Genomic DNA, 13,172 nt, shown 5'->3' with positions numbered 1-13,172 from the left:
GTCATCGACACCATGGCAGTGGCAATGCGCGCAGGACCCAGTCAGGACGAGATCCGTCGGCAGAACCTGGGCGCGTTGCTCCGCTACGTGCACGTACACGGGGCCACCACCCGGGCCGAGCTGACCACCGCGCTCGGACTCAACCGCAGCACCATCGGCGCGCTGACCGCCGACCTGGCCGGCGCCGGTCTGGTCAGCGAGGGGACGCCGAAGGAGACCGGCCGGGCCGGACGACCGTCACTCGTCGTCCGGCCCGAGTCGGAGCGGGTCTACGCGTACGCGTACAGCGTCGAGGTGGACCGGCTGCGGGCCGCGCGGGTCGGGCTCGGCGGTGAGGTGCTCGACCGCCGGGAGATGGACCGGCCGCGCAGCCTGGTCGCCGGGGAGGCCGCCCCGCTGCTCGCCGGCGCGGTCAAGGAGATGCACCAGTCGGTGCCCCCGGACGCGGTCTGCGTGGGCGCCGGGGTGGCGGTGTGCGGCATGGTCCGCCGCGACGACGGGCTGGTCCGGCTCAGCCCGACCACCGGCTGGGTGGACGAGCCGATCGGTGCGGCGCTCGCCGTCGAGCTGGGGATAGACGTACCGATCACGGTCGGGAACGTGGCCGACGTGGCCGCGTACGCCGAGCACGCCCGAGGCGCGGCGGTCGGCTGCGACAACGTCATCTACATCTACGGCGACGTCGGCGTGGGCGCAGGCATCATCGCCGGGGGCCGGCGGCTGACCGGGCACGGCGGCTACGGCGGCGAGGTCGGCCACATGGTGGTGGTCCGCGACGGGGTGCGCTGCGACTGCGGCCGGCGCGGCTGCTGGGAGACCGCGATCGGCGAGCACGGGCTGCTGCGCGCCGCCGGCCGGTCCGAGGCGCGCGGCCGGGACGCCCTGCTCGCCCTCTTCGACGCGGCCGACCGGGGCGACGCCCGCGCCCAGACCGCGGTACGGCAGGCCGGCGACTGGCTCGGCTTCGGCGTGGCGAACCTGGTGAACATCTTCAACCCGGAGATGGTGATCTTCGGCGGCACCATGCGCGACCTCTACCTGGCCTCCGCCGCGCAGGTGCGCAGCCGGCTCAACTCCAACGGGCTGCCCGCGTGCCTGGAACACGTGCGGCTGCGTACCCCGAAGCTCGGTGACGACGCGGCGCTGATCGGCGCCGCCGAGCTGGCGTTCGAACGACTCCTCGCCGACCCGCTGAACTGATCGGCCCGCCGATCCGTACCAGTGTGCGGACGGGCGGCCGGCTTGCGCGGCCGTCCACCACACCCCGCGTACCGGTCCGGACCGAGGAGGCACCGCAACCATGGCATCGCTGGAATCCGCACGCCGCAAGCTGGCGCACCGGGTGGTACTGCTGCTCGCCGCGCTGGGCGCGGGGATCGGCGTCGTTCCCGGGACGGCGCAGGCCGCGCCCAACCCCGGCGTGCAGATGAACGCCGCCGACATGACGCTGCTCAACGGCGTACGGCTGGCCGGGTTGTGGGAGATGCCGGCCGGGCAGATGGCGGCCGAGAAGGGCCAGTCCGCCCGGGTACGCGAGGTCGGCGCGGAGATCGCCAAGCAGCACGCGCAGCTGGACCAGCTGGTGGTCGAGGCGGCCAACAAGCTCGGCGCCACCCTGCCGACGGATCCGACGGCCGAGCAGAAGGGGTGGCTGACCGAGATGCAGAACGCCACCGGCGCCCGGTTCGACCAGATCTTCGTCACCCGGCTGCGGGTCGCCCACGGCAAGATCTTCCCGGTGATCGGCGCGGTCCGGGCCAGCACCCGCGACCCGATCGTGCGCAAGCTGGCCGAGGACGCCAACACGTTCGTCAACGACCACATGACCATGCTGGAGAGCACCGGGCTGGTGCGCTGGCAGCAGTTGCCGCCGGCCGCGCTGCCGCCCGCGCAGAGCGACTCGCTCGTCGCCGCCGCCCAGGCCAACGTGGGCAGCGGCGGTGGGCTCCAGGTCGGCACCGGGGTGGTGTGGGCGGTGTTCCTGGTCGCGCTCGGCACCGGCGGGTACGCGACCTGGCGGCTGGCCCGCCGCTCCTGAACCGGCCGCCGAACGGGCCCCGGCACGTCCGCCGGGGCCCGTCGCGCGTCCTCAGCCGTGCCAGGACCGCCACAGCGCGGCGTACGAGCCACCGGCCGCGACCAGTTCGTCGTGTGAGCCCAGCTCGGTGATCCGGCCGTCGGCGACAACCGCCACGCGGTCCGCGTCGTGCGCGGAGAAGAGCCGGTGCGCGATGGCGATGACGGTACGGCCGTGCAGCACCGCCGACAGCGACCGTTCCAGGGCCCGGGCCGCCCGCGGGTCGATCAGCGAGGTGGCCTCGTCCAGCACCAGCGTGTGCGGGTCGGCGAGCACCAGCCGGGCCAGCGCGAGCTGCTGCGCCTGCGCGGGGGTGAGCGGGTGGCCGTCCGCGCCGACCGGCGTGTCCAGCCCGTCCGGCAGAGCCAGCGCCCAGTCCAGCGCGTCGACGGCGGCCAGCGCCGCGCGTACCCGCGCCGGGTCGGCGTCCGGCCGGACCATCGCCACGTTGTCGGCGAGCGTGCCGATGAACACGTGGTGCTCCTGACTGACCAGCGCGACGTGGGTACGCAGCTCGGCCAGGGGCATGCCGGCGAGCGGACGGCCGTCCACCGTCACCGCGCCGGCGCTCGGCGCGTGCACACCCGCCAGCAGCCGGCCCAGCGTCGACTTGCCCGCACCGGACGGGCCGACCATCGCCAGCCGCTCCCCCGGCCGGGGTTCCAGCGTCACGCCGTGCAGCACGTCGTGCCCCGGGCGGTACGCGTACCGGACGTCGTGCGCGGCGAGCCGGCCCGCGCCGCCCGCACTGCCCGGAGCGGCGGCGCGCTCGTCCGGCGTGGCGAATGCCTTGGCGCGCTCGTCCGGCTCGGCGGCCACCCCGAGCAGCCGGGCCAGCGACGCGCCGCCGACCTGGAACTCGTCCAGCCAGCCGAGCAGCCGCTCGATCGGGTCGGTGAGCTGCTGGGCGTAGAGCGTGGCTGCGGTGACCTGGCCGAGGGTGGCCCAGCCCTTCAGGTGGAACCAGCCGCCGATGAGCAGGGTCGCCACCATCGGCACCAGGTAGCCGAACTCGGCCACCGGCCAGAACACGGTCCGCAGGTAGAGCGTGTAACGCTCGGCCGCGTACGACCGGCGGATGTCCGCGTCGCCGCGAGCCCGGCGGCGGGCCGCCTGCCGCAACGCCTCGGTGGTCCGCGCCCCCTCGACCGTCTCGCTGATCCCGTCGGTGATGTCCGAGTAGGCGGCGTTCTCCCGCAGGTAGCCCTGCGGCGCGCGGCGCAGGTACCAGCGCGTGCCGGCCCACAGCACCGGCACCGACAGCAGGCTGGGCAGCGCCAGCAGCGGGCCGGTCAGCACCAGCGCACCGAGGATCAGCAGCACTGTGAGCGCCGCGATGAGCGTCTCCGGCCCGGCGAACCGGACCGTGCGGGACAGCGCGGCGACGTCCCGCGAGGTGCGGGTGAGCAGGTCCCCGGTGCCGGCCCGCTCCACTGTGGCGAGCGGCAGCGCGAGCACCCGGTCGACGAACTCCTCCCGCAGCTCGGCGAGCACCCGCTCACCGAGCCGGGCGGAGGCCAGGTGCGCGAAGCGGACCAGCACCGCCTGCACCACCACGAACGCGGCGATCGCCGCCACGACCCGGTCCACGGTCGTCGCGGCGATGCCCTGGGAGATCCCCTGCACCAGGTCACCGAGCAGGCGCGGGGTGACGAGCCCGGCCCCGGCGGCGAGCGCGTGCAGGCCGAGCACGGCGGCCAGGCCGCGCGGGTGACGGCGGATCAGCTCCCGCGCGTACCGGCGGACCTGGGCGCCGTCGGCGACGGGCAGCGCGTTGCTCATCGGTCTTCCTCCCGGCTCACCGTGGCGGCGTAGCGCGGCTCGGTGGCGAGCAGTTCCTCGTGCCGGCCCTCGGCGACGACCTTGCCGTCCTCCACGAAGACGACGTGGTCGGCGTGACCGAGCACCAGTGGGCTCGTGGTGCAGACGAGCGTGGTGCGGCCGTGGCGGGCCGCGCCGAGCCGTTCGGCGACGCGCGCCTCGGTGTGCGCGTCCACCGCACTGGTCGGCTCGACCAGGATCAACGTCTCCGGGTCGGCGACGAGCGCGCGGGCCAGCCGCAGGCGTTGCCGCTGCCCGCCGGAGAACTCCCGGCCGCGTTCGGCCACCTCGCTGTCCAGGCCGCCGGGCAGCGCCTCGACGATGTCGGTGGCGCTCGCCGCGGCCAGCGCCGCCTCCACCACCCCGGGCCCGGCCCGGTCGTGCGGGTCCAGCTCCGTGCGCAGCACGCCGCTGAACAGCTGCGCGTCGTTGTCGGCCACCAGGATCCGCTCGCGCACCGTCGCCAGCGCCACCTCCCGCAGCGGTACGCCGTGCAGCGTGACGTCCCCGTCGGCGTACCGGCCGAGGCGGTCGGCGATCTCGGTGGCGTCCTGCGGGGTGGCGGCGGCCAGCGCGGTGAGCCGGCCCGGTCGCAACACCAGCCCGGACCGAACGTCCGCCAGCTCGCCCGGCCCGGCCGGCACCGGCACCGGGGTGGCCGGGTCGGTGAACTCCGGCGCGAGCCGCAGCAACCGGACCACCCGGCGGGCCGCCACGTGCCCGCGGGTCAGCTTGTCGGCCGCCTCGGTCAGGTTGCGCAGCGGGCTGACCAGGAACGCGGTGTAGCCGTAGAACGAGACCAGCTCGCCGGCGCTGATCTCGCCGCGCAGCGCGAACCGGGCGCCCAGCCAGGTCACCAGCACCACGAAGACGCCGGGCAGCAGGATCTGCGCGGCCTGCAACAGCGACTCGACGCGGGCCACCCGCAGCCCGTCCGCGCGCAACGCCTGCGACCGTTGCCGGTAGCGCTCGGAGAGCACCGGCTCGCCGCCGACACCGCGCAGCACGCGCAGGCCGGAGACGATGTCCGCGGCCCGGGCGGTGAGCCGGCCGGTGGAGTCCCGGTACGCGGCCTGCTGCCTGTGCAACGGGCGGATCAGCAACGCCACGAGCGCCATCAGCAGTGGCACCCCGAGCACCACCACGAGACCGAGCGCCGGGGAGGCGCTGAGCAGGATCACCGCGACGGTGACGATGCCGACCACCGAGCCGACGCCCCGGGCGGTGATGTCGATGGCGCTGCCGATGTGCTCGATGTCGGCGGTGCCGATGCTCACCACCTCGCCGGCCGCGACCCGCCGGGGCAGCGCGGCGCCGAGCCGGTTGGTGGCGTCCACTGTGACCTGCACCGTGCGGTAGGCGGCGCCGAGCCAGTTGTGCACCGCGCAGCGGTGGCGCAGGATCCCGGCGACGGCCTGCACCAGGCCCAGCCCGAGCAGGACCAGACTCCAGCGCACCAGCGCGTCCGGATCGCGTTGGGCCAGGCCGGCCTCCACGGCGCGGCCGAGCACGGCCGGCACCAGCGCCTGGGCCAGCATCCAGATCACGCCGAGCGCGAGACCGGCGCCGAAGAAGACGGGGTGCTGCCCGGCGAGCCACACGAGATACCGGGTGGCCGACCGCGCGTCGGGGGTGCCGGGATCACCGGCCGGTGAGAAGCGCATGACCCACCGACGCTAGGTGCCGGGACGGCCCGGGCGCCAACCAATTCCGGCCGCCGTGACGACCCTCGCGTCAGCGGTCCACCTGGGTGAAGTCCCAGCTGTGCGGCGGGCGCGCGATCAGCCGGGCTGGCGGCTCGGGCAGCTCACGGGGGTTGTTCCGCCACTTGGAGATGACCACAAGCCGGTGGTCCGTGGAGGAGAACACCTCGCTGGAGACGTGCATGGGGTCGTGCTCGAAATCAGGCAGCGCGGTCTCGCAGACCCAGGTGATCAACTCGGCGAAGCCGTACGACTCGGCCTTCGCCTCCCACATCCGGACGATCATGTCGGTCCCCTCCCCGCTCACACACTGACCACTGTCAGCGGCATCGCCGAGTCGGCCGGCAGGTCCAGCCGGCTCGGCGCGACGCCCGCGGCGACCAGGTGGGAGCCGAGCGCGGCCACCATCGCGCCGTTGTCCGTGCAGAGCTTCGGCCGGGGCGTACGCACCCGGATGCCGTGCCGGCCGGCCCGCTGTTCGGCCATCGCCCGCAGCCGGGAGTTGGCCGCCACGCCACCGCCGATCACCAGCGTGTCGATGCCGCTGCTGCGGCAGGCGTCGATCGCCTTGCCGACCAGCACGTCGCAGACCGCCTCCTGGAAGGACGCGGCCACGTCGGCGACCGGCACCGGCTCACCGGCCCGCTGCCGCGCCTCCACCCAGCGGGCCACAGCCGTCTTCAGGCCGGAGAAGGAGAAGTCGTACCGGTGCCCGGCCAGGTCCTTCGCGGCGGTCAGCCCGCGCGGGAAGGCGATCGCCGCCGGGTCGCCGGCCCGCGCCTCGCGGTCGATGTACGGCCCGCCGGGGAACGGCAGCCCGAGCAGCCGGGCCACCTTGTCGAACGCCTCCCCCGCCGCGTCGTCGATGGTGGCGCCCAGCGGTACGACGTCACGGGCCAGGTCGTCGACACGCAGCAGCGAGGAGTGCCCGCCGGAGACCAGCAGCGCGATCGCGGGCTCGGGCAGCGGGCCGTGTTCGAGCGTGTCCACAGCCACGTGCGCGGCGAGGTGGTTCACGCCGTACACCGGCTTCTCCGCCGCCACCGCGTACCCCTTGGCGGCGGCGACCCCGACGAGCAGCGCGCCGGCCAGTCCCGGCCCGGAGGTCACCGCGATGGCGTCGATGTCGGCGATGGTGACGCCGGCTTCGCGCAGCGCCCGGTCCATTGTCGGCACGATGGCCTCCAGGTGGGCGCGGCTGGCCACCTCGGGCACCACGCCGCCGAACCGGGCGTGCTCCTCGACGCTGGAGGCCAGCGCGTCGGCGAGCAGCGTGTGCCCGCGCACGATGCCCACGCCGGTCTCGTCGCAGGAGGTCTCGATGCCGAGGATCAGGGGTTCGTCAGCCATGCGCGTCAGTCCTCGTTGCGCTGCATGACCAGCGCGTCGGTGTTGCTCGGTTGGTAGTAGCCGCGCCGTACGCCGATCGGCTCGAACCCGTAGGTGGCGTAGAGCCGTTGGGCGGGCGCGTTGTCGGCAGCGACCTCCAGCAGCGTGCTGCGGACGCCGCGCCGGGACGCCTCGGCGAGCAGCGCCTCCAGCAGCAGCCGGCCGATCCCCCGGCGGTGCGCGTCCCGGCGGACCGCGACGTTCTGCACCCACGCCTCGTCGGGCGGGGACACGGCCAGCCCGGCGTAGCCGAGCACGGCGCCGTCGTCGTCGGTGGCGACCAGGTAGAAGTGCCCGTTGGCGAGCTCGTTCCAGAACATCGCCGCCGACCACTGCTCGGCGCCGAAGAGGTCCGCCTCGATGGGCAGCACCTCGTCGATGTGCCACCAGCGGAACCGGCCCAGCCTCATGGCAGGACCGGCTTGTGGCCGGTGGCCGCGACCGCGTCCGGGCGGCGCAGGTAGAGCGGGGTGAGCGTCTCGCCGGGCGCGCCCGCGCGGATCCGCGGCGCGGCGAGACGGGCCAGCGCCAGCGGGTCCGGGTAGCGCGGCTCGTCGCGTACCGGCAGTCCGAGCACCTCGGCGTACCGGTGCGCGCCGTCGCCGACCGCGACGGTGACGGCCAGGTCGCGCGCCCGCTCCGCGACCACCGCCGGGGCCGCCACCTCCGGCCCGGCCAGGCGCCGGCCGGTGCCGTCGTAGACGGCCCAGTAGATCTCCCGGCGCCGCGCGTCGCTCGCCGCCAGCACCGGCTCGCCGGCGGCCGCCGGGTGGCCGATCCCGTCCAGCGAGCAGACACCGTACGTGGGCACGCCGAGCACCTGGCCCATGGTGGCGGCGGTGACCAGCCCGACCCGCAGTCCGGTGAACGGGCCGGGGCCGAGACCGGCGACGATCGCGGCCAGGTCGGCGGGACGCGCGCCGACGTCCGCCAGGACGGCGTCGACCTGCGGCGCGAGCAGCTCGCCGTGGGCGCGGGCGTCGACAGTGCACCGGGACGCGCGGACCGCGACGCCGTCCGCCGAGACCTCGGCCAGCGCCGCGGTCACCGCGGGCGTCGAGGAGTCCACCACGAGTACGAGCACGGTAAGCCAGCCTAGCCGTCCGCCCCGCCCGCCTCCGGCACGCCCTCGCCGCGCGCCCGGTCACGGTGCGTAGCGCCCCGCATCAAAGAGAAGAGGTGAGAGCCTTGTGCCTCTGGGTCATGAGCGCTCCCAGTCGATGGTGGGCAGCCCCGCGTCGGCCAGCGCCTTGTTCGCCGCGCTGAACGGGCGGCTGCCGAGGAAGCCGCGCGGGTTCATCGGGCTCGGGTGCCCGGCCTCCAGCACCACGTGCCGCGGGTTGGTCACCAGCGCCGCCTTCTTGCGGGCGTAGCCGCCCCAGAGCAGGAAGACCACGCGCTGGTCGAGCCCGTCGAGCGCCCGGATGGTGGCGTCGGTGAACTCCTCCCAGCCCCGGTTGGCGTGCGAGCCGGGCGTGGCCTGCCGAACGGTCAGGACCGAGTTGAGAAGCAGGACGCCCTGCGCGGCCCAGCCGTCGAGGTTGCCGTTGCGCGGCTTCGGTACGCCCAGGTCCTCGCCCAGTTCCTTGAAGACGTTGCGCAGCGACGGCGGCACCGCCACCCCCTCGCGCACGCTGAAGCTCAGCCCGTGCGCCTGGCCCGCCTTGTGGTACGGGTCCTGCCCGAGGATCAGCACCCGGGTGTCGGCCGGCCCGCACAGCCGGTAGGCGGAGAACAGGTCCTCCAGCGGCGGGAAGACCGTGGCTGTCGCGTACTCCCGGGCGACGAACTCGGCCAGCGCCGCGGTGCGGGCCGGGTCGAGGTGGGGGGTGAGCACGGCACGCCAGTCCTCCGGCAGCAGGGCCGGCAGGTCCAGGGTGGGGGCGTCGGGCATCGGCAACCTCTCCTAGTCGGTCGCCCTCTTCATACCAGCCTCGACCGACACTCCCCGGCGGCGGCGGGGCCGGGCACTGGCGGGAAAAGTTACCGGAGCGTAACCTACCGGCAAGTTACTTACGCCACACCACCACTGTTAGCTTGCATCCACCACCATCGATGCTTGCTAGGAGTGCCCGTGAGCAGCAGAAACACCCGTCCCCGTACGCCCTCCGCAGCCCTCTCCCCTCGCCGCACCGTCGGCCTCCGGATGCTGGCCGTCGCCGCGGCGGTAGCCACCTACCTGGCCGGATCCGGCGTCCCCGCGGCGGCCGACGGCGCCACGCCGGTGGTCTCCCGAGGCGTGACGATCCCGGCCTTCTACCAACCGCCCGCCGACCTGCCCACCACGAACGGCACGCTGATCCGCACCGAGCCGCTGCCGCTCGGCCTGAGCATCCCCGGGCTCGACGGCCGCCCGATGCCCGGCACGGCCACCCGGCTGATGTACCGGTCCACCGACTCCAACGGCCAGGCCGTCGGCGTGACCGGCGCCTACATCGAACCGTGGGCGCAGTGGCGGGGCACCGGGCCGCGTCCGCTGGTGGCCCTCGCCTCCGGCACCATGGGGCAGGGCGACCAGTGCGCGCCCTCGTTCGCCCTGCAACACCCGCTCACGCTCACCGGCGACACCCTGTCCGTCGGCTACGAGGCGCTGGCCGTCTACCGCCTGCTCGCCACCGGCGCCGCCGTCGTGGTCACCGACTACGTCGGTCTGGGCGCAACCGACCGGCTGCACACCTACGTCAACCGGCTCGACGAGGGACGCGCCCTGCTCGACGCGGCCCGCGCCGCCCGGGCCGTGCCGGGCGCGTCGGTCACCGACCGGTCCCGGGTCGGCCTGTACGGCTACAGCCAGGGCGGCGGCGCCAGCGCCGCGGCCGCCGAACTCCAGCCCACGTACGCACCCGACGTGCCGCTGGCCGGCACCTACGTCGGTGCGCCGCCGGCCGATCTGACCGCCGTCATCGGCGGCATCGACGGCAGCGCGCTGGCGGGAGCGCTGGGCTGGTCACTGAACGGCTTCGCCCAGTCCGACCCGGCGGTGCGGGACGTCATCGAGGCGAACGTCAACGAGGCCGGCCGGGCGGCGCTGAAGGACACCTCGACAATGTGCGTCGGGGACGCGATCCTGCGCTACGCGTTCACCAGGAGCAGCAGATGGATCACCGGCGGCCGGTCCCTCACCGCCGTCATCGCCGCCTCCCCCGAGGCGAGCGCCGTGCTCGACCGCCAGCGCATCGGCACCCTCAAGCCGGCCGGCCCGGTACGCGTGGCCACCGGCGTCCAGGACGACATCGTGCCGCACCGGCAGGCCCGCCAACTGGCTGTCGACTGGTGCCGCAAGGGCGCCGACGTGACCTACCAGGCCGTCAGCCTGCCCAACCTCGGGGACAAGCTCCTCACCAATCACCTGGCGCCGCTCATCACCGACCAGGGTGACGCGGTGGCCTGGCTGACCGACCGGCTCGCCGGTCGCACGGCCTACTCCAACTGCTGGACGATGCCGCTCCAGCCCTAGGACAGTCCGGCGACCCGGGCGGCCCAGTCGCCGCCGACCGGCTCCAGCGTGACCGCCCGGGTGTCGTCGTCCCGGCGGTCGATGCGTACCCGCAGGTGCGCGTCGGTCAACTGCTCGACCATGCCCTCGCCCCACTCCACCACGGTGACCGCCTCGTCCACCGAGGCGTCCAGGTCGAGGTCGTCGATCTCCGCTCGCGGATCGGCGGCCTCGCCCAGGCGGTACGCGTCGGCGTGCACGAGCGTCACCCGGCCGCCCCGGGCCGGGTCGGGCCGGTGCACCCGGGCGATGACGAAGGTGGGCGAGGTGATGTCCCCGCGTACGCCCAGACCGGCGCCGATGCCCTGGGTCAGCGCGGTCTTGCCGGCCCCGAGCGGCCCGCTGAGCAGCAGCAGGTCGCCGGCGCGCAGCACACCTGCAAGCCGCCGCCCGAACCCGTGGGTGTCGTCGACCGTCTTCAGCTCCACGAGCACCGTCATAGCGAATCCAGGAACCTCTCCAGCGCCGCGTTGACCTCGTCGGCGTGCTCCAGCATCACCACGTGCCCGCTGTCGTGGATCTTCACGAACTCGGCGTCCGGCAGCCGGCGGACGATCTCCTCGGAGTGCGTCACCGGCGTGATCATGTCCTTGTCACCCACTATCACCAGCACCGGCGTGCCGGCCAGCGCGGCCAGCGCCGGGAACCGGGAGTGGGTGGCGATCGTGCGCAGGTAGCGGGTGACCGTGTCGGCCGAGGTGCGCGAGTTCATCATCTCGACGTACGACACCAGGGCCGGGCTCGGCTTCGAGGTGCCGAAGCCGTACTTGCGGGTGAGCAGCCAGGCCACGTTCGCCGTCGACCGGCGGGCCCGGTCGATCACGGTGCCGCCGTACCGGGTGGCGTTGCTCATCATGTAGAGCACCGGCGAACCGACGCGCCCGAGCAGCGCGGGCGCCACCAGCTTGGTCTCCGCCGCCAGGCCGCCCGAGGTGGCCATCAGCACGGTGCCGACCACGCGGTCACCGAACAGCTCCGGGTACAGCTCGGCCAGCGCCATGATCGTCATGCCGCCCATCGAGTGCCCGACCAGCACCAGCGGGCCGTCCGGGGCCACCTCGTCGAGCACCCGGCGCAGCGTGTGACCCAGCGCGGTCAGGTCGTACTCGCCGCTCTCCAGCCGGCCGGAGCGGCCGTGCCCCGGCTGGTCGTACGCGACCACCCGGTAGTCGCCGCGCTCGGTGAGCCGCTTGCGCTGGAAGTGGAACGTGCCCATGTCCAGGCAGAACCCGTGCACCAGCACCACCGTCGGGTGCCCGGCGACCGGTCGGGTCGGCTCGACCACCTCCACGTGGATGTCGGTGCCGTCCGGCATCTCCAGCCGGTACGCCTCGTCGTAGCGCTGCTCGCCGAAGACCTCGCCGGCGTACCTGTCGGTCGGGTCGTTCTTGAGCCGGCGGACCAGCACCCGCTCGCCGACCACGCCCGCCGCGAGCCCGGCGGCGGCCACGCCGACCAGCCCGGCGACCTTCCCGGCGGCGGTACGCGGACGCGGCAACCGGACGTTCACGCGCGCTCGCCGTCGTAGACGCGGGGCACCCGCACGCCGCCGAAGCGGGTCACGATCTCGTAGTTGATGGTGCCGACCGCCTCGGCCCAGTCGTCGGCGGTGGGCTCGCCGTCCGCGCCGCTGCCGAACAGCGTCGCCACGTCTCCGGCGGCCACCTCGTCGTCGCCGCAGTCGATCACGAACTGGTCCATGCAGACCCGGCCGGAGATGGTCCGGCGCTTGCCGGCGAGCTGCACCGGGCCGGTGTTGGAGGCGTGCCGGGGCACCCCGTCGGCGTAGCCGAGGGGCACCACGGCGAGGTTGGTCTCCTGCTCGGTGAGGTAGGTGTGCCCGTAGGAGACACCGGTGCCGGCCGACACGCGTTTGGTGAGCATCACCCGGGCGCGGGCGGTCATGGCGGGACGCAGACCGAACTGCTCGCCCGCCACCGGCGACAGGCCGTAGACGGCGATACCGGGACGGACCAGGTCGAAATGGGTGTCGGGCCGGGTGAGCGTGGCGGCCGAGTTGGCCAGGTGCCGGTAGCGCGGACGCAGACCGGCGCGGGCCACCATCTCCAGCCCTTCCTGGAAGACGGCGAGCTGACGGTTGGTGGTGGGGTGACCGGGCGAGTCCGCGTACACGAAGTGGCTCCACACGCCGACCACCTCGACCACGCCCTCGGCCTGGGCCTTCGCGGCGGCCTCCAGCAGCGCCGGCCAGTCGGCGACGGTGGCGCCGCCCCGGGCCAGCCCAGTGTCGATCTTGAGGTGCAGCCGGGCCGCGCGGCCCGCCCGGCGGCTCGCCTCGACCATCTCGTCGAGCTGGGTGAGGCTGGCGCAGCCGAGGTCGACGCCGACGGTGATCCCGTCGTGCAACGGCAGGCCCGGGTCGAGCAGCCAGGCCAGCACCGGCGCGGTGATGCCCGCCTCGCGCAGGCGCAGCGCCTCGTCCAGCGTGCAGACGCCGAGCTGGTCCGCGCCCGCGTCGAGCGCCGCGCGGGCGGCCGGCACCATGCCGTGGCCGTACCCGTCGCCCTTGACCACCGCCATCAGCTCGGCGCTGGTGCCGGCCTTGAGCCGGGTCACGTTCTCCCGGATCGCGTCCAGGTCGACGCGCACCTCCGACTGCCACATGTCCTCAGCCTACTTCCGTCAGTGATCATCAGAGCGGTGAGCCGGGTGGGCGGTGCCCCTC

Annotated in this window: 13 protein-coding genes; 3 read left to right on the top strand and 10 right to left on the bottom strand. The window is 74.3% G+C overall.

From position 1 onward, the window contains the following. Positions 1-24 precede the first annotated feature (24 nt). Positions 25-1,200 carry an ROK family protein gene (locus tag AB0C17_RS20730; RefSeq protein ID WP_357479919.1) on the top strand — a complete coding sequence of 392 codons (1,176 nt, stop codon included), beginning with the start codon at positions 25-27 and terminating at the stop codon, positions 1,198-1,200. A gap of 100 nt (positions 1,201-1,300) precedes the next feature. Beyond that, the gene (locus AB0C17_RS20725; RefSeq protein WP_357471960.1) at positions 1,301-2,038 is read left to right on the top strand and encodes a DUF4142 domain-containing protein; all 738 of its coding nucleotides are present in this window, start codon (positions 1,301-1,303) and stop codon (positions 2,036-2,038) included. Positions 2,039-2,089: 51 nt separating this feature from the next. On the opposite strand, the gene AB0C17_RS20720 is transcribed toward AB0C17_RS20725, so the two are convergent. From AB0C17_RS20720 to ung, 7 genes are all read right to left on the bottom strand, one after another. Beyond that, positions 2,090-3,859 carry an ABC transporter ATP-binding protein gene (locus AB0C17_RS20720; protein ID WP_357479916.1) on the bottom strand — a complete coding sequence of 590 codons (1,770 nt, stop codon included), beginning with the start codon at positions 3,857-3,859 and terminating at the stop codon, positions 2,090-2,092. Beyond that, entirely contained in the window at positions 3,856-5,562 is a 1,707-nt protein-coding gene (locus AB0C17_RS20715) for an ABC transporter ATP-binding protein (protein WP_357479913.1), read from the bottom strand. Before AB0C17_RS20715 ends, AB0C17_RS20720 begins: the two co-directional genes overlap by 4 nt. A gap of 70 nt (positions 5,563-5,632) precedes the next feature. Beyond that, positions 5,633-5,887, bottom strand: coding sequence for a hypothetical protein (locus tag AB0C17_RS20710; protein ID WP_357389053.1), 255 nt, complete (start codon positions 5,885-5,887; stop codon positions 5,633-5,635). A 17-nt stretch (positions 5,888-5,904) separates the two neighbouring features. Further along, positions 5,905-6,951: a tRNA (adenosine(37)-N6)-threonylcarbamoyltransferase complex transferase subunit TsaD gene (tsaD, locus tag AB0C17_RS20705; protein ID WP_357479909.1), complete on the bottom strand. Its 1,047-nt coding sequence runs from the start codon at positions 6,949-6,951 to the stop codon at positions 5,905-5,907. A 5-nt stretch (positions 6,952-6,956) separates the two neighbouring features. Then, complete coding sequence (gene rimI, locus AB0C17_RS20700) at positions 6,957-7,400, bottom strand: ribosomal protein S18-alanine N-acetyltransferase (RefSeq protein ID WP_357479906.1); 444 nt, start codon at positions 7,398-7,400, stop codon at positions 6,957-6,959. After that, positions 7,397-8,074, bottom strand: coding sequence for a tRNA (adenosine(37)-N6)-threonylcarbamoyltransferase complex dimerization subunit type 1 TsaB (tsaB, locus tag AB0C17_RS20695; protein WP_357389047.1), 678 nt, complete (start codon positions 8,072-8,074; stop codon positions 7,397-7,399). Before tsaB ends, rimI begins: the two co-directional genes overlap by 4 nt. Positions 8,075-8,191: 117 nt before the next feature. Then, complete coding sequence (gene ung / locus AB0C17_RS20690; protein WP_357479903.1) at positions 8,192-8,884, bottom strand: uracil-DNA glycosylase; 693 nt, start codon at positions 8,882-8,884, stop codon at positions 8,192-8,194. A gap of 180 nt (positions 8,885-9,064) precedes the next feature. Between ung and AB0C17_RS20685 the strand changes: the two genes are divergently transcribed. Continuing rightward, positions 9,065-10,447, top strand: a complete 1,383-nt coding sequence (locus AB0C17_RS20685) for a lipase family protein (protein WP_357479900.1) — start codon at positions 9,065-9,067, stop codon at positions 10,445-10,447. On the opposite strand, the gene tsaE is transcribed toward AB0C17_RS20685, so the two are convergent. The 3 genes from tsaE to alr are packed head-to-tail and all read right to left on the bottom strand — an operon-like array spanning position 10,444 to position 13,111. Then, on the bottom strand, positions 10,444-10,926 hold the full coding sequence (gene tsaE / locus AB0C17_RS20680; RefSeq protein WP_357479896.1) for a tRNA (adenosine(37)-N6)-threonylcarbamoyltransferase complex ATPase subunit type 1 TsaE: 483 nt from the start codon (positions 10,924-10,926) through the stop codon (positions 10,444-10,446). The two genes, AB0C17_RS20685 and tsaE, sit on opposite strands and share 4 nt — an antisense overlap. Further along, positions 10,923-11,996, bottom strand: coding sequence for an alpha/beta hydrolase (locus AB0C17_RS20675; protein ID WP_357389041.1), 1,074 nt, complete (start codon positions 11,994-11,996; stop codon positions 10,923-10,925). Before AB0C17_RS20675 ends, tsaE begins: the two co-directional genes overlap by 4 nt. Beyond that, positions 11,993-13,111 (bottom strand): alanine racemase, encoded by a 1,119-nt coding sequence (gene alr, locus AB0C17_RS20670; protein WP_357389039.1) that lies wholly within the window; start codon positions 13,109-13,111, stop codon positions 11,993-11,995. The genes AB0C17_RS20675 and alr overlap by 4 nt, the downstream gene beginning before the upstream one ends. Positions 13,112-13,172 lie beyond the last annotated feature (61 nt).

The sequence above is a fragment of the Micromonospora sp. NPDC048887 genome (assembly GCF_040649715.1).
GTDB lineage: Bacteria > Actinomycetota > Actinomycetes > Mycobacteriales > Micromonosporaceae > Micromonospora.
This window is presented reverse-complemented; position numbering and strand designations above follow the sequence as displayed.